The sequence below is a fragment of the Streptomyces sp. NPDC051172 genome (assembly GCF_040682555.1).
GTDB lineage: Bacteria > Actinomycetota > Actinomycetes > Streptomycetales > Streptomycetaceae > Streptomyces.
Window position 1 is genome coordinate 53,402 of record NZ_JBFBBE010000030.1, and the last position, 16,012, is coordinate 69,413.

The window sequence follows — 16,012 nt, forward strand, 5'->3', positions numbered from 1 at the left end:
CGACGGAGTCGCTCATGATGCAGCCTCCTGCCAGCGGTAGCCGCGCGGCGTCACCATGCGCCCCGCGATCTCACGGGTCGCCGTGTTGCCCACGGTCACGACCGTCATCATGTCGACCGTCGCCGGGTCGAGCGAGCCCAGGTCCGTCAGTCGGCTCGATTCGTCCGGCCGCGACGCGTTGCGTACGACACCGACGGGCGTCGTCGGCTCCCGGTGCTCCGCGAGGATCGCGAGCGCCTTCGGCAGCTGCCAGTCCCGGCCCCGGGAACGGGGGTTGTAGAAGGTCACCACCAGGTCCGCCGCGGCCGCCGCCCGCACCCGCCGCTCGATGACCTCCCACGGTGTGTGCAGGTCGGAGAGGCTGATGGACACGTGGTCGTGGCCGAGCGGCGCGCCCAGGATCGCCCCGGCCGCGAGCGCGGCGGTGACGCCGGGTACGCCGATCACGTCGATGTCGTCGGAGGCCTCGGCGAGCGCGGGCGAGGCCATGGCGTACACGCCTGCGTCGCCGCTGCCGATCAGCGCGACCGACTGACCCTTCCGGGCCTCGGCCACCGCGGTCCGCGCCCGCTCCTCCTCGGCACCGAGCCCGGACTCCAGGATCCGGGTGCCGGGCCGCAGCAGATCGCGGATCTGGTCGACGTACTGGTCGAGCCCGACGAGCACCGAGGCGCGCCGCAGTTCGGCCGTGGCCCGCGGGGTGAGCAGATCGCGTGCGCCGGGACCGAGTCCGACGACTGCCAGCCGGCCGCGCGCAGGGCGCCGCACGACGGCACAGGTCGCCATCGAGGCGTGCCCGTCCGCACGAGCCGACTTCCGCTTGGGGACGAGGAGTTCCCCGCCGCGGGCGAGCGCGGAGGCCTCGGCGACCGACGGCGTGCCCACGGCGGTGAGCGGGGCGTCGGAGGGGTTGGGGACCTCGACCTTCGCCAGCTCCTCGGCGGAGTACGTCACCAGGGGCACCCCGAGCCGCGCGGCCGCCTCGACGATGCCGGGCTCGTCCCGCTTGGCGTCCACGGTCGCGAGTTCGGCGAGGCTGCGAGGAGACAGCCCCGTGTCCCGCAACGCGCTCTCGACCAGCCCGAGCACCTCCTCGACGGGGGCGCCCTTGGACGCGCCGACACCGACGACGAGGGACGGCGGACGGAGCAGCACCTCCCCGTCGGCGGGTTCGACCGCTCGGTCCGTCAGCCGGACGGTGTGCCTGCCCTGCGGGACGAACGGCACCGGCGGCAGCGGCCACGCCACCTCCGCGTCCAGCGCGACCGGTTCGCCGTCCAGCAGCGCCCGCGTCACACCGGCCACGTCGCCCTCCACCGGGAGGCCGAGCGTGTCCAGGCCGGGGATGCCGACCGCGTCCGTCGCCGTGGTCACCACGGGCTCGGCACCCAGCAACTCGCCCACCCGCTCGGCGAGTTCATTGGCGCCGCCTCCGTGTCCGCCCACCAGCGACACGGCGAACCGCCCGCCCTCGTCGACGCACACCACACCGGGGTCGCTCTTCTTGTCCCCCAGCAGGGGCGCCACGAGCCGAACCACCGCCCCCGTCGCCAGGAAACACACGAGCTGCTCGCACTCCGCGAACGCGGCCCGTACGGCGTCCCCGACGGGACCCTCGTACACCCGCGTGCGGTCCGGCCACGCCGCGGCCAGCCGGTCGCGCGCCGCCGCCCCCGCCGCGGTGGCGGAAATGAGGCCGATCACAGGGCAACTCCTTCATGAGAATCGGGGGTTCTGGCCCCCCAGAGCAGGAAAACCGGATTGGTCGCCGCCAGCCGGGTCACGTCCCCCGGCAGCGGTGCGAGCCGCGAGGACTGCAGCAGCACCCCGTCGCAGTCGAACCCGGCATCGGTGAGTGCCGTGCGCACCGCGGGCACCCGGTCCAGTGCGGCCATGGCGACCACGACCGTCCGCCGGGCCCGCCGCGCGCACGCACGCACGATGTCGGGCAGCTCACGCCCCCCGCCCCCGACGAACACGGCGTCGGGAGCGTCGAGTCGATCCAGCGCGTCCGGCGCCGTCCCGTGCACCACGTGCACGTCGACGCCGTGCGCCCCGGCGTTGGCGCGGATCCGCTCCACCCCGTCCGGTGCCTTCTCGACGGCGCTGACGGCGGCACCCAGCCGCGCACACTCCACGGCGACGGATCCCGAGCCGGAGCCCACGTCCCAGACCAGATCGCCGGGGCGCGGCCCGAGCCGGGCCAGTGCCAGCGCCCGTACCTCGAACTTGGTGATCATCGAGTCGCGGTGCGCGAACTCGCCCTCGTCCAGGGCCCATCCGGAGGGCCGTCCGGCCGCCCCGGCGAGTGTCCGTACGGGACCCGGCGCCCGCGTCTCGTCCAGGCACAGGACGACACTCACCGCCGTACCCCAGTCGCGGCCCGCGGCCTCGGCCGGGGAGAGCCGCTCCAGGCTCTCCTCGCCGGAGCCCAGCGCGGAGGCGACGACGAGGACCCGGCCGGGGCCGGTACGGGCGAGCGCGGCGCCCAGTTCCGCCGGACCGGAGCCCGGACCGGTCAGCACGGCCACTTTCGGGTGCGCCCGGCACACGTTGACGGCCGTGCGCGGATCCCGCCCGTGCGCACTGACGACGACCGCGTCGTCCCAGGTCAGTCCCAGCCGGGCGAAGGCGGTGGCGACGGACGAGACACCCGGCCGTACGTCCAGACGCTCCGCGCCGAACCGCTCGGCCAGCGCCCGCACGATCCCGAAGAACCCGGGGTCGCCGGAGGCCAGGACGACCACCCGCCGGTCCTTGCCGACGTACTCCTCCATGGCGTCCAGAGCGGGCGCCAGCGGCCCGAGCACGATCCGCTCGGCGGTCTCGGGCAGCCGTACGGCGTCCAGGTGCCGACGCCCGCCCACGACGAGCTCGGCCCCCGCCACCGCTTCGAGAGGGACCGGCGCGCCCGTCCCCGTACCGACGACCGTGATCACGTACTGGCACCCCGCGAGCGCAGGGCCCTGCGGGCCTCCGGGTCGGCCTTGCGGTAGCCGTGGAAGTGACCGGGGTGGTACAGGTGCGAGCGGGTGCCTTCGGCGTCCAGCGCGGGGCCGACCAGGAAGAGGGTGTGCTTCCAGAGCTTGTGCTCCTTGACCGTCTCCTCCAGCGTCCCGATCGTGCACCGCACGACGAGCTCCTCCGGCCAGGTCGCCTGGTAGGCGACGACGACCGGCGTGGACGTCGGGTAGCCGCCCTCCAGCAGCTCCCGCACCAGCTGCCCGCTGCGGGCGGCGGACAGGAAGATCGCCATGGTGGTGCCGTGCCGGGCGAACTCCCGCACCTCCTCCCCGGGCGGCATCGGCGTCTTGCCGCCGCCGAGCCGGGTCAGCACGACGGACTGCGCGACCTCCGGGATGGTCAACTCGCGCTGCGCGAGCGCGGCGACGGCCGAGAACGCGGACACACCGGGCACGACCTCCGTCTCGATGCCGATCCGCGCGCACCGGTCGAGCTGCTCCTGCGTACCACCCCAGAGGGCGGGATCCCCGGAGTGGATACGGGCGACCTTCAGGCCGGTGCGATGCGCGCGCTCGTAGACGGCGACGACGTCCTCCAGCGACATCGTCGCCGAGTCGAGGATCTCCGCGTCCTCGCACGCATGCTCGAGGACCTCCGCCTGCACCAGGCTCGCCGCCCAGATCACGACGTCGGCCTCGGCGATCGCGCGCGCGGCACGGAACGTCAGCAGGTCGGCGGCGCCGGGGCCGGCACCGACGAAGGTCACCTTGCCGGTGGGGGCATCGGCCATGGGAACGGTCCTCTCTGGTAAAGCTCTGGGTCGGGCTCTTGGTGTTACGAGTGCGGTGTGGTTACTGCCGTCGGACGTGCGTGAACGGGGGTTGATCGGATAGCAAGGGCGTATGGCGGTCTTCGTCGCGCTCGGCGCGTTCCTGATGACGCTGGCCGGCGGCTGGACGGCACAGCGTGTGACCGACCGCCGCCACCTGGTTCTGGGCCTGGCCGGCGGACTGATGCTGGGTGTCGTCGGCCTGGACCTGCTGCCGGAGGCGCTCAAGGCGGCGGGCGAAGAGGTCTTCGGCGTACCCGCGGCCCTGCTCCTGTTCGTGGCCGGCTTTCTGCTCGCCCATCTGGTGGAACGCCTGCTGGCCGCCCGCCAGGCCTCGCACGGCGGGGAGGAGAGCAACGGGCGCGCACCCGAGGTGGGCCTCACGGCGGCCGCGGCGATGGTCGGTCACAGCTACATGGACGGCGTGGCGATCGGCGCGGCCTTCCAGGTCGGCGGCGGCATGGGCGCGGCGGTCACGCTGGCCGTCGTCGCCCACGACTTCGCGGACGGCTTCAACACGTACACGATCACCAGCCTGTACGGAAACGCCCGCCGCAAGGCCCTGACCATGCTGTTCGCGGACGCGGTGGCCCCGGTGGCCGGCGCGGCCTCGGCGGCGTTCGTCACCATCCCGGAGGGCCTGCTCGGCGGCTACCTCGGCCTCTTCGGCGGTGTACTCCTCTACCTCGCCGCCGCCGAGATCCTCCCCGAGGCGCACCATGAGCACCCCGCCCGCTCGACGCTGCTGTGCACGGTGGCGGGGGCGGCGTTCATCTGGCTGGTGGTGGGCCTGGCCGCGTGAGCCGCCGGTCACAGCTTGCCGCCGCGCCCGCCGTCGCGCGGCGCGGGCGCGATGAGCGTGGAGAGGTAGGGGAGGGGCTCGCCGTCCAGCTCGGACGCCGGCCGGATGGACTCCGACTCCAGCCCGAGCGCGGAGCCCCACACGGCATCGTCGATCCGCCCGGTCTCGCGCAACGCCTCGGCGACCTCGCCGGCCTGCCGCCCGAACTTGTACGCGACGACCGTGCCGGGCCCGTTGAGGGCGTCCTTCAGCACGGCGGCCCCGGCGGTGACGGGCACCAGCGTGAGCGGCTCGGTGCCCTCGGTCAGGACGGCACCCGAGCGCGCCGCGAGATCCTGCATGGCGGTGATCCCCGGGACGGTCTCGACCACGGTCCCCGGCACGAGCTCGGCAATGGTCTGCGCGAGATAGGTGAAGGTCGAATAGACATTGGGATCACCGATGGTGGCGAACGCGACGACACCCCGCTCCCGCAGCAACTGCGCGACCCGCTCCCCGGCCGCGTCCCAGGCAGCCTCCCGCCTTCCGCGATCACTGCGCTCGTTCAGCGCGAACACCACGCGTACGACCTTCTCCGCGGGCACGTAGTGCAGCACGGTGGCCTCGGCCCGCCCCCGCTCCAAGGTGTCCATGACGGGCACGACGACAACATCGGCGGCCCGCAGAGCGTTGACCCCCTTGACGGTCACCAGCTCGGGATCACCCGGCCCGACCCCGACCCCGATCAACCTGCGGCTGTCGCTGCTGCTCATGACGTCCGGCACCTCTCCACGAACCGACGGGCGACACCGGGCTCGGACGCCCAGTGCGTGTGCAGATAACTGGCGTGCACACCTTGTTGTACGAAGCCTTCGACCCGCGGCGCAGGGGCGCGCACACCCCAGGCGGGAGCCGCTCCCGCCCCGGGTTCGACGACCGTCCGATGAAACTCGTGGCCCCGCATCCGGGTCCCGGCGGGCGCCAGCACACTGTCACCGACGGCCACGGCGTCCCGATACCCGAGAGTGAGCCGCCCGCTCATCCGCGCCCTCGCATCGAGCACCCCGCACATGGGCTGCCCGTCGAGCTCCTCGCACAGGTACAGCAGCCCGGCACACTCGGCAGCAACGGGAGCCCCGCCCTGAGCGAGCGCGGCGACGGCTTTGCGCAGCGGTTCGTTGGCGGACAGCTCGCTCGCGTACACTTCGGGAAACCCGCCGCCGATGACCAACCCCCGTGCCCCGTCGGGCAGTTGCTCGTCGCGGAGCGGATCGAAGCGAACAACTTCGGCACCTGCGGCAGCGAGCAGTTCACTGTGCTCGGCATAGGAGAAGGTGAAGGCGGCCCCACCGGCAACGGCAACCACCAGCCCGTCATGGGGGTCCCCCCGCTCGAGCGAAGCCGAGAGTGGGGGAGTTTGAGGACGAGGCCCTTCAGGCCGAAAGCGGGGGCCTGGGGGCGCAGCCCCCAGGGTCGGGACGGGAAGGGGCGGCGGGGGCGAGGAATCCAAGGCCTCAGCCGCATCCCAGGCCGCACACGACAACGCACCAGCACTCCGCGCCAGCCCGACCAACGCGTCTAGATCGCACCCTGCGGAAACCTGTGCCGCCATGGCGGCAACCGTCTCCACCGCCGCGGCCCGCCGCTCGGCAACAGGCACCAACCCCAGGTGCCGAGAAGGCGTATCCACCTGCGCAACCCGCCGCAGCACCCCCAACACCGGCACTCCCGCAGACTCCAACGCCTCCCGCAACAACTCCTCATGCCGATCCGAAGCAACCTTGTTGAGGATCACGCCACCGACCCGCACCTCCGGATCCCAGGCCGCAAACCCATGCACCAACGCCGCCACGGAACGAGACTGCGACGACGCGTCGACCACCAGCACCACCGGCGCCCCGAGCAGCTTCGCCACCTGAGCGGTGGACGCCAGTTCACCCTCCCCCGCGGCCCCGTCGAACATCCCCATCACACCCTCGACGACGGCTATGTCACACCCACGAGCCCCGTGCAGGAACAACGGCCCCACCAACTCCGGCCCGCACAGATACGCGTCGAGGTTCCGCCCCACCCGCCCGGTGGCGAGCGCGTGGTACCCGGGATCGATGTAGTCCGGCCCGACCTTGTGCGGGGACACGGCAAGCCCCCGCGCGGCGAACGCGGCCATCAACCCCGTGGCAACGGTGGTCTTGCCGCTGCCCGAGGAGGGCGCGGCAATGACCAGCCGAGGGACGCAGGACAGGGAGGAACTCACGAGGACATCACCACTCGATGCCCCTCTGGCCCTTCTGGCCCGCATCCATCGGATGCTTGACCTTGGACATGTCGGTCACGAGATCGGCGAACCCGACGAGCTTCTCGGGCGCGTTCCGCCCGGTGATCACCACATGCTGGGTGCCGGGCCGGTTCTGCAGCACGTCGACGACCTCATCGGTGTCCACCCACCCCCAGTGCATCGGGTACGCGAACTCGTCCAGCACATACAGCCGGTACGTCTGAGCGGCGAGGTCCCGCTTGACCTGCTCCCAGCCCTCCCGGGCCTTCTCCTCGTTGTCCATCTGGGAGTCCCGCTGCACCCAGGACCAGCCCTCGCCCATCTTGTGCCAGTCGACGGTCCCGCCCTCGCCGGAGGCACCGAGCACCCTGAGCGCGTTCTCCTCGCCGACCTTCCACTTCGCCGACTTGACGAACTGGAACACCCCGATCGGCCACCCCTGGTTCCAGGCCCGCAGTGCCAGCCCGAAGGCGGCCGTGGACTTGCCCTTCCCGATGCCCGTGTGCACGACGACCAGCGGCCGGTTACGACGCTGCCGAGTCGTCAGCCCGTCGTCCGGCACCACACTCGGCTGCCCCTGCGGCATTACGCGGCCCTCCTGTTGCCCTGAACTTCCCTGACCAGCCCGGCGATCGAGTCCGCCCGCAACTCGTCGAGCGTCACCGCCGTCCCGCCGAGCTCCCCCGCGAGCTGCCTGGCGAGCCCCAGCCGCACCGGCCCCGACTCACAGTCGACGACCACGGAGGCGACCCCGTCGGCCGCGAACAGCCGAGCGGCCCGCCCGGCCAGCGCCACGGGCTCCGGACCACCAGTGGCCCGCCCGTCCGTCACCACCACGAGCAGCGCCCGCCGCGCGGGATCCCGCAGCCGCTCGACCCGCAGCACGTCGTGCGCCTTCAGCAGCCCCGCCGCGAGCGGCGTCCGCCCACCCGTCGGCAGCGACTCCAGCCGTACGGCCGCGGCGTCCACGGACGAGGTCGGCGGCAGCGCGACATCCGCGGCCGACCCCCGGAACGTCACCAGCCCCACCTTGTCCCGCCGCTGATACGCGTCCAGCAGCAGCGACAGCACGGCGCCCTTCACGGCACTCATCCGCTGCCGGGCCGCCATCGACCCCGACGCATCGACCACGAACAGCACGAGGTTCCCCTCGCGCCCCTCCCGGGTCGCCTGCCGCAGATCGTCCCGCCGTACGACCAGCCCCCGCCCGGACCGCCCCCGCGCCCGCTGATGCGGCGCGGCGGCCTGCACGGTCGCCGCCAGATGCAGCTTGGTGAGCGCCCCTTGAGGCCGCCGGGCCCCCGTCGTCCGCCCATGCTCCGTCCGCGCCCGTGAACGCCGCCCGGCCGCCCCCTCGCCGATCCCGGGCACGCTCAGCACCTTGGTACGGAAGGGCTCCGAGGCCCGTACGGCCGACTGCTCGGCAGCCCCCGAGGCCTGCGGCTGTCCGCCCTCCCCGGCCTCGGGCCGCGCATCGGTGTCACCGCCCTGCGGGCCGTCGGAGTCACCGGAGGGCGGCTGCCCGCCACCGCCCGGTCCGCCGCCGTCGGGGTCCGGGTCGGGATCGTCGCCCTCGGAGAACTCCTCCAGCGTCTCGTCGAGCTTGTCCTCGTCGAGACCCGGCGCGTCGAAGGGGTTGCGGCGCCTGCGGTGCGGCAGCGCCAGCAGTGCCGCCCGCCGTACGTCCTCGGCGAGCACCTCGGTCCGCCCCGCCCAGGCCGCCAGCGCGGTGGCCGTGCGCGCCATCACGATGTCGGCCCGCATGCCGTCCACCTCGAAGGCGGCACAGGTCGCCGCGATCTGCCGGAGCGCGCCGTCACCCAGCCGCACCGATGGCAGCAACTCCCGTGCGGCGACAATCCGTTGACGTACAGAAGCCTCCTCGTCGGCCCAGCGGGCCGAGAAACCGCCCGGATCGTCGTCGTAGGCGAGCCTGCGCCGTACGACCTCCACCCGCTGGTCCGGCTCCCGGGAGGCGGCGACCTCGACGGTCAGCCCGAACCGGTCGAGCAACTGCGGCCGCAGTTCGCCCTCTTCGGGGTTCATCGTGCCGACGAGCAGGAAACGCGCGGCATGCCGCACCGAGACGCCCTCGCGTTCGACGTACGACGCACCCATCGCTGCCGCGTCCAGCAGCAGGTCGACGAGATGGTCATGAAGGAGGTTGACCTCGTCGACGTAGAGGATCCCGCGGTGCGCGTCCGCGAGCAGGCCGGGCTCGAAGGCCTTGACGCCCTCGGCGAGCGCCCGCTCGATGTCGAGGGCGCCGACGAGGCGGTCCTCCGAGGCGCCGACCGGCAACTCCACCATGCGGGAGGGTCGTCGGGTGCCGGACCCCGGCTCGTGCGGTCCGTCCGGGCAGGACGGGTCCGGTGCCGCGGGGTCGCAGGAGAAACGGCACCCGGGGACGACGGCCACCTCCGGCAGCAGCGCCGACAGCGCCCGCACGGCCGTCGACTTGGCGGTGCCCTTCTCGCCGCGCACCAGCACACCGCCGACGGCCGGTGACACGGCGTTCAGCAGCAGCGCGAGCCGCAGGTCGTCCTGGCCGACGACGGCCGTAAAGGGGAAGGGGGTGGTCACTGGTCGCCCTCCAAGTCGCCTTCCAGCTCCAAATACGTGGCGCGCAGCCGCTCCAGGGTCTCCGCGTCCGGCTCGGCCCACAGGCCGCGGTCGGCGGCCTCCAGGAGCCGTTCGGTGATCCCGCGCAGCGCCCACGGGTTGGACTGCTTCATGAACTCCCGGTTCTCCGGGGCGAAGACGTACTCGGCGCTGAGCTTCTCGTACATCCAGTCGTCCACGACGCCGGCCGTGGCGTCGTAGCCGAAGAGGTAGTCGACGGTCGCCGCCATCTCGAAAGCACCCTTGTAGCCGTGCCGCCGCATGGCCGCCATCCAGCGCGGGTTGACGACACGCGCACGGAAGACGCGGTGGGTCTCCTCGCCGAGCGTCCGTGTCTTCACCTGGTCCGGGGTGGCGGAGTCGCCGACGTACGCCTCGGGGCTCTCGCCCGTCAGGTGCCGCACCATGGCGACCATGCCGCCGTGGTACTGGAAGTAGTCGTCGGCGTCCACGAGGTCGTGCTCGCGGGTGTCGACGTTCTTCGCGGCGACGTTGATCCGCTTGAACGCGGTCTCCATGTCCCCGCGGGCCGCCCGGCCGTCGAGCCCGCGCCCGTACGCATAGCCGCCCCACACCGCGTACACCTCGGCCAGATCCGCGTCCGACCGCCAGTTGCGGGCGTCGATCAGCGGCAGCAGACCGGCGCCGTAGGCCCCCGGCTTGGAGCCGAAGATACGGGCGGTCGCACGCCGCCGGTCGCCGTGCTGTGCCGTGTCCTCGTCGGCGTGGGCGCGCACGAAGTTCTGCTCGGCGGGCTCGTCCAACTCGGCGACCTTGCGCACGGCGTCGTCGATCAGCCCGACGACGTGCGGGAACGCGTCCCGGAAGAACCCGGAGATGCGGACGGTGACGTCGATGCGCGGCCGCCCGAGCTCGTCGAGAGGGATCACCTCGAACCCGGTCACCCGGCGCGAGGCGTCGTCCCAGACGGGACGGCAGCCCAGCAGGGCGAGGATCTCGGCGATGTCGTCGCCCTGGGTGCGCATCGCGGACGTGCCCCAGACCGTCAGTCCGACGGACTTCGGGTACTCGCCGGTGTCCTGCAGATACCGCTGGACGAGGGAGTCGGCGAGCGACTGGCCGACCTCCCAACTCAGCCTGGAGGGAATGGCCTTCGGGTCGACCGAGTAGAAGTTCCGGCCGGTCGGCAGGACGTTGACCAGCCCGCGGGTCGGCGAACCGGACGGACCGGCGGGCACGTAGCCGCCGTCGAGTGCCTTGAGGATGTGGCCGATCTCGTCCGTCGTACGGGCCAGCCGCGGCACCACCTCGGTGCAGGCGAACTCCAGTACCGCGACGGCGTCCGGGAGTTCGGTGCCGAGCACCCCGCGTACCAGAGCCGGGGCGAGTGTGACGTCCCAGTCCCGTGCCTCCATGCCCTCGGCGATCCGCCGGCACAGCTGTTCCAGCAGGTCGACGGCGTCGGCGGCGGTACGGGAGGGGCCCTCGACGAGATCGCTCAGCTCGACCGGCACCTTCACCGGAGCACCGGGCTCGGCGAGCAACTCCTTCTCGACCAGCCCGAAATGAGCGGCCAGCGAAGCCCTGAGCCCCGGCAGCGCGTTCGCCTGCCCGCCCCACACCTGCGAGGCGCGCAACACGGCGAGCACGAGGTTCACCCGCGGCTCGCCGACCGGCCCGCCGCCCAGGATGTGCAGGCCGTCGCGGATCTGCACGTCCTTGATCTCGCACAGATAGCCGTCGATGTGCATGACGAACTCGTCGAAGGCGTCCTCGTCCGGCTGCTCGTCCACATGCAGGTCGTGGTGCAGCTCCGCCGCCTTCACCAGCGTCCAGATCTGGGCCCGTACCGCGGGCGCCTTGGTCGGGTCCAGGTCGGAGACCAGCGCGTACTCGTCGAGCAGCTGCTCCAGCTTGGCCAGATCGCCGTAGGTGTCGGCCCGGGCCATCGGCGGTACGAGGTGGTCGACGACCGTGGCATGCCCGCGCCGCTTGGCCTGGGTGCCCTCACCGGGGTCGTTGACGATGAACGGGTAGATCAGTGGCAGCTCACCGAGGACCGCGTCCGGTGCGCATCCGCCGCTGAGCCCGAGTCCCTTGCCGGGCAGCCACTCCATCGTGCCGTGCTTGCCCATGTGGACGATCGCGTCGGCGCCGAAAGTGTGGTCGAGCCACCGGTAGGCCGCCATGTAGTGGTGCGAGGGCGGCATGTCGGGGTCGTGGTAGATCGCGATCGGGTTCTCGCCGAAGCCGCGCGGCGGCTGGATCATCACGACGACGTTCCCGAACTGGAGGGAGGCGAGGACGATGTCCTCCCCGTCGACGTACAGATTGCCCGGCGGCTCGCCCCACGCCTCCAGCATCCCGTCCCTGAGCTCCGGGTCGAGCTTGTCGAACCACGCCCGGTAGTCGGCGAGCGGCACACGCGCGGGCGCGGCGGCCAGCTGCTCCTCGGTCAGCCACTCCACGTCGTGACCGCCGGCCGCGATGAGCCGGTGGATCAGCTCGTCGCCGCCGGAGGGGTATTCGGTGAGCGAATACCCGGCGGCCTTCAGCGCGTCCAGCACCTGCACCGCCGACGCCGGCGTGTCCAGGCCGACCGCGTTGCCGACCCGCGAGTGCTTCGTCGGGTACGCGGTGAAGACGAGCGCCAGCTTCTTGTCGGCATTCGCCTTGTGCTTCAACTGCGCGTGCCGTGCGGCGATCCCGGCGACCCGCGCGGCCCGCTCCGGGTCGGCGACGTACACGGGCACGTCGTCGGGACCTTGCTCCTTGAAGGAGAACGGGACGGTGATGAGCCGTCCGTCGAACTCGGGGATCGCGACCTGCATGGCTGCGTCCATGGGGGACAGGGCGGCATCCGACTCGTCCCAGGTCTCCCGCGAGGACGTCAGGCAAAGGCCTTGCAGGACGGGGATGTCGAGGTCGGCGAGCGCCCCGATGTCCCAGGCCTCCTCGTCACCGCCGGCCGATGCCTGCGAGGCATGCGTGCCGCCGGCGGCGAGGACGGTGGCGACCAGGGCGTCGGTCCGGCCCAGGATCTCGTACAGCCCGGCGTCCGCACCGCGCAGCGAACCGCAGTAGACGGGAAGGGCGTTGGCGCCCTTCGTCTCGATCGCGTCGCACAGGGCGTCCACGAAACCGGTGTTGCCGCTCAGCTCATGGGCCCGGTAGAAGAGCACACCGACGGTCGGGCGGCCCTCGACGAACGGGCGCTCGCCGTGGATGCCGTACTCCGGCATCTTCTGCGGCTCGACGAACCCCTCGCCGGTCAGCAGCACGGTGTCGGACAGGAACCGGGCGAGCTCGGTGAGGTTGGCGGGTCCGCCCTCGACGAGGTACCTGAGCGCCTCCGCCACCACACCGGCGGGTGCGGACGACTCGGCCATCAGCTCGGCGTCGGGGACGGTTTCCCCGCCGAGCAGCACGGTCGGGATCCCGGACGCCCTGAGCGCGGCGAGCCCGTCCTCCCAGGCCCGCTTCCCGCCCAGCAGCCGTACGACGGCGATGTCGGCGCCGTCGAGGAGGCCGGGCAGCTCCTCGGTGACATCCACCCGGGTCGGGTTGCCGATCCGGTAGTCGGCACCGGACGCGGCCCGAGCGGCCAACAGATCCGTGTCGGCGGTCGACAACAACAACACTGTGCTCATGCGGGCGCTCCCGGTGGAATGAAAGGCAGTCCTTGCGGCGCGCCCGACTCGATGAGCCGCCACAGCGCGTCCGTGTCCGCGTGTTGTTCGATCAGGTCGCCGAGCCGGTCGAGCTGCTCCTCGCGCAGCGCGGCGAACGAGGTGTCCGGCGCCGGTACGAAACGACGGCCCGCGGCGGCCGCCACCTCGCGCAGAAAAGCCCGCCGGAACCCGTCCGACTCCAGCGAACCGTGCCAGTGGGTCCCCCAGGTCTGTCCGACCCGGATGCCGTCCAGGAAGGCTTCCCCTCCGCCTATGTCGGCGACCCCGTGATGGATCTCGTACCCCTCGACGTGCTCGCCGAGGGCTTCCCCCACGGGCCGGGTGAGGGTCTTCTCGCGGGCGAACCGCACCCGCACGGGCAGCACTCCGAGCGCTTCCACATGCCCGCGCCGGCTCTCGACCTCGTCCTCGATGTGCTCGCCGAGCACCTGGAAGCCACCGCAGATGCCGAGGACGGGCCGCTGTTCGGCGGCCCTGCGGACCAGGGCGTCCGCAAGTCCCCGCTCGCGCAGCCACTCCAGGGCCTTCACGGTTCCCCGGGTGCCCGGAACGACGACGAGGTCGGCGTCGGCGAGTTCCTCGGGCCGGTCCACGAACCGCACCACGACGCCCGGTTCGGCGGCCAGGGCGTCCACGTCGGTGAAGTTGGACATCAGCGGGATCGCGCACACGGCGACCCGCAGCACGTCCTCGCCGACGGGCGGCGCGACGCTCGACTCCCGGACCGTCCCGCGAAGAGAGACCCTCCCCCACGCTCGGCTTCGCTCGCGCGGGGGGACCCCCATCCCGTCCTCCTCGTCGATGCCGAGGCCGTGCTGGAAGGGCAGGACGCCGTAGGTGTGCCGTCCGGTGAGTCCGTGCAGCATGTCGAGCCCGGGCTCCAGGAGGCTCACGTCCCCCCGGAACTTGTTGACGAGGAACCCGGCGACCAGCTCCTGGTCCTCGGGCGAGAGCAGGGCGACGGTGCCGAAGAAGGAGGCGAAGACCCCGCCGCGGTCGATGTCACCGACCACGAGCACGGGAAGCCGTGCGTTGCGGGCGATCCCCATGTTCACGATGTCGGTCCGGCGCAGGTTGATCTCGGCGGGAGAACCCGCACCCTCACAGATCACGGCGTCATACGTGCCCCGCAACTCGGCGAGACAGTCGAGCACCGTCCCCAGAAGCTGCTGCTGCCGCCCACCGTGATACCCGCGCGCACTCAGCTCGCCGACGGGCTTGCCCATCAGCACGACCTGACTGCTCTGCTCGCCACCGGGCTTGAGCAGCACGGGGTTCATCAGCGCGGTCGGCTCGATGCGGCAGGCCTGCGCCTGCATGGCCTGAGCCCGCCCGATCTCGGCCCCCTCCCGCGTCACGAACGAGTTGAGGGACATGTTCTGCGCCTTGAACGGCGCGACTTTCACTCCCTGCCGCACCAGCCACCGACAGATCCCGGCGGTGACGACACTCTTCCCGGCATCGGAGGTCGTACCGGCAACGAGAAGACCCCCGCCGCTCATGACACCCACCCCGACCCTGTGCCGACCGCTGTGGGCAGTCGTTCCGCCGGCACAGCCCCCACCGCCGGGCGCCGTGCGACCCGGCCTCGCAGCACCGCCCCAGCCGCACTCACCCCCAACGCCAGCCACCCCACCCGCCGCGACAACCGCACGGCACGCTCGATGTCGCCGACTTCCACGGCTCGCCCCTCCTCGTTCAGCACAGGCCGATGCTCGACCCGCCCCCCGTAGGACAAGGTCCCCCCGAGCCGCACCCCCAGCGCCCCCGCGAAGGACGCCTCCACGGGCCCGGCGTTGGGGCTCGGATGCTTACCGGCGTCAGAACGCCAGGCCCGCACCGCCCCGCGACGGTCACCCCCCGCGACGGCTGCAAGCACGGCGGTCAGCCGGGCCCCCGGCCACCCCGCCACATCGTCCAGCCGCGCCGAAGCCCACCCGTACCGCCGGTACTTGGCCGACTTGTGCCCCACCATGGCGTCGAGCGTGTTGACGGCCCGGAACCCGAGCAGCCCCGGCACCCCGCCCACGGCGCCCCACACCAGCGCCCCCACGACGGCGTCGGACGTGTTCTCGGCGACGGACTCCACCACGGCCCGCGCGATCCCGTCGGCGTCCAGTGCCTGCGGATCCCGCCCGCACAGATGCGGCAGCCTGGCCCGGGCGGCCTCGACGTCCCCGGCCCCTAGCGCACGCCCGATGCCACGGGCCTCGCGCGCGAGTGAAGTCCCCCCGACGACGGCCCAGGTGGCGGCCGCGGTCAGTGCGAGGGAGGCGGTACGGGACGGACGTACGGCCCGCTGCGCGACGACACCGAGCGCGATGGCGCTCCCGGCGCACACGGCGGTGTGCAGCGCGCCCCACCCGCGATGGTTGCGCCACAACACCCGCTCCACGGCGCCCGCGGCCCGCCCGAACGCGGCGACCGGATGCCCACGGCGCGGATCGCCGAGCAGATGGTCACCGAGGAGGCCGGCGGCGGCGCCGTACGCGAAGACGCGATCGGCACGCATCGGCTCAGCCGGCCGCGGTGTCGGGCAGGGACGTGGTCCGGTACCTCAAACGGCAGGCTGGCATGGCGACATGTCCTCACTCAGGGTGTCCACGCCCTGGTTCGACGAGACCGGCGGTGAGAGTTCCTGGCTCCCGGGGCTTACTACCCCGGTGACAGTGGCGGGACCGCGCCGGACTCGCACCGGCTTCCTCTCGCGCCGCCGTATATGGCTTCGGCAGTCCACCACGCCCCCGAACGGCAGTCAACTTGCCGTTGACCTGCGACGGGGGAGTGTGCTGAGGCCCACACCCGGCGCCCGAGCGCCTGGAACTGGTGGGGGGCCTGGCCCGCCGTTTCTTCGCCAAACAGGGCCACAACGGCCGGATCGTGACGAC

Annotated in this window: 11 protein-coding genes and 1 riboswitch; of the genes, 1 reads left to right on the plus strand and 10 read right to left on the minus strand. The window is 72.4% G+C overall.

What is annotated here, in order from left to right; translation table 11 throughout:
* Nucleotides 1-12: 12 nt before the first annotated feature.
* From cobJ to cobM, 3 genes are read right to left on the minus strand one after another with little or no spacing between them, the layout of a single operon-like run.
* Entirely contained in the window at nucleotides 13-1,704 is a 1,692-nt protein-coding gene (cobJ, locus tag AB0N07_RS20070) for a precorrin-3B C(17)-methyltransferase (protein WP_365836756.1), read from the minus strand.
* A complete protein-coding gene (cbiE, locus tag AB0N07_RS20075) occupies nucleotides 1,701-2,939 on the minus strand; it encodes a precorrin-6y C5,15-methyltransferase (decarboxylating) subunit CbiE (RefSeq protein WP_365836758.1) in 1,239 nt (412 codons plus the stop codon). The genes cobJ and cbiE overlap by 4 nt, the downstream gene beginning before the upstream one ends.
* Nucleotides 2,936-3,754, minus strand: coding sequence for a precorrin-4 C(11)-methyltransferase (cobM, locus tag AB0N07_RS20080; protein WP_365836760.1), 819 nt, complete (start codon nucleotides 3,752-3,754; stop codon nucleotides 2,936-2,938). The genes cbiE and cobM overlap by 4 nt, the downstream gene beginning before the upstream one ends.
* 112 nt (nucleotides 3,755-3,866) lie before the next feature.
* Here cobM and AB0N07_RS20085 point away from each other — a divergent pair, with 112 nt between their 5' ends.
* A complete protein-coding gene (locus tag AB0N07_RS20085) occupies nucleotides 3,867-4,595 on the plus strand; it encodes a ZIP family metal transporter (RefSeq protein ID WP_365836762.1) in 729 nt (242 codons plus the stop codon).
* Nucleotides 4,596-4,603: 8 nt separating this feature from the next.
* Here AB0N07_RS20085 and cobI read toward each other — a convergent pair whose 3' ends face one another.
* The 7 genes from cobI to AB0N07_RS20120 are packed head-to-tail and all read right to left on the minus strand — an operon-like array spanning nucleotide 4,604 to nucleotide 15,636.
* Nucleotides 4,604-5,347 (minus strand): precorrin-2 C(20)-methyltransferase, encoded by a 744-nt coding sequence (gene cobI, locus AB0N07_RS20090; protein WP_365836764.1) that lies wholly within the window; start codon nucleotides 5,345-5,347, stop codon nucleotides 4,604-4,606.
* Nucleotides 5,344-6,873, minus strand: coding sequence for a cobyrinate a,c-diamide synthase (locus AB0N07_RS20095; RefSeq protein ID WP_365836766.1), 1,530 nt, complete (start codon nucleotides 6,871-6,873; stop codon nucleotides 5,344-5,346). The genes cobI and AB0N07_RS20095 overlap by 4 nt, the downstream gene beginning before the upstream one ends.
* Entirely contained in the window at nucleotides 6,836-7,435 is a 600-nt protein-coding gene (cobO, locus tag AB0N07_RS20100; protein WP_365836768.1) for a cob(I)yrinic acid a,c-diamide adenosyltransferase, read from the minus strand. The genes AB0N07_RS20095 and cobO overlap by 38 nt, the downstream gene beginning before the upstream one ends.
* On the minus strand, nucleotides 7,435-9,432 hold the full coding sequence (locus AB0N07_RS20105; RefSeq protein WP_365836770.1) for a putative cobaltochelatase: 1,998 nt from the start codon (nucleotides 9,430-9,432) through the stop codon (nucleotides 7,435-7,437). The genes cobO and AB0N07_RS20105 overlap by 1 nt, the downstream gene beginning before the upstream one ends.
* Complete coding sequence (gene cobN, locus AB0N07_RS20110) at nucleotides 9,429-13,082, minus strand: cobaltochelatase subunit CobN (protein ID WP_365836772.1); 3,654 nt, start codon at nucleotides 13,080-13,082, stop codon at nucleotides 9,429-9,431. Before cobN ends, AB0N07_RS20105 begins: the two co-directional genes overlap by 4 nt.
* Complete coding sequence (locus AB0N07_RS20115) at nucleotides 13,079-14,626, minus strand: cobyric acid synthase (RefSeq protein WP_365836774.1); 1,548 nt, start codon at nucleotides 14,624-14,626, stop codon at nucleotides 13,079-13,081. The genes cobN and AB0N07_RS20115 overlap by 4 nt, the downstream gene beginning before the upstream one ends.
* Nucleotides 14,623-15,636, minus strand: coding sequence for a cobalamin biosynthesis protein (locus tag AB0N07_RS20120; RefSeq protein WP_365836776.1), 1,014 nt, complete (start codon nucleotides 15,634-15,636; stop codon nucleotides 14,623-14,625). The genes AB0N07_RS20115 and AB0N07_RS20120 overlap by 4 nt, the downstream gene beginning before the upstream one ends.
* A 99-nt stretch (nucleotides 15,637-15,735) precedes the next feature.
* Nucleotides 15,736-15,878: riboswitch (cobalamin riboswitch) on the minus strand.
* Nucleotides 15,879-16,012: the final 134 nt, after the last annotated feature.

What these genes read in the sequence shown, in the direction of transcription:
- AB0N07_RS20115 (WP_365836774.1), bottom strand. Translation starts at nt 14,626, where the DNA reads ATGAGCGGCGGGGGTCTTCTCGTTGCCGGTACGACCTCCGATGCCGGG.
- cobN (WP_365836772.1), bottom strand. Translation starts at nt 13,082, where the DNA reads ATGAGCACAGTGTTGTTGTTGTCGACCGCCGACACGGATCTGTTGGCC.
- AB0N07_RS20095 (WP_365836766.1), bottom strand. Translation starts at nt 6,873, where the DNA reads ATGCGGGCCAGAAGGGCCAGAGGGGCATCGAGTGGTGATGTCCTCGTG.
- AB0N07_RS20120 (WP_365836776.1), bottom strand. Translation starts at nt 15,636, where the DNA reads ATGCGTGCCGATCGCGTCTTCGCGTACGGCGCCGCCGCCGGCCTCCTC.
- cobO (WP_365836768.1), bottom strand. Translation starts at nt 7,435, where the DNA reads ATGCCGCAGGGGCAGCCGAGTGTGGTGCCGGACGACGGGCTGACGACT.
- cobI (WP_365836764.1), bottom strand. Translation starts at nt 5,347, where the DNA reads ATGAGCAGCAGCGACAGCCGCAGGTTGATCGGGGTCGGGGTCGGGCCG.
- AB0N07_RS20085 (WP_365836762.1), top strand. Translation starts at nt 3,867, where the DNA reads ATGGCGGTCTTCGTCGCGCTCGGCGCGTTCCTGATGACGCTGGCCGGC.
- cobM (WP_365836760.1), bottom strand. Translation starts at nt 3,754, where the DNA reads ATGGCCGATGCCCCCACCGGCAAGGTGACCTTCGTCGGTGCCGGCCCC.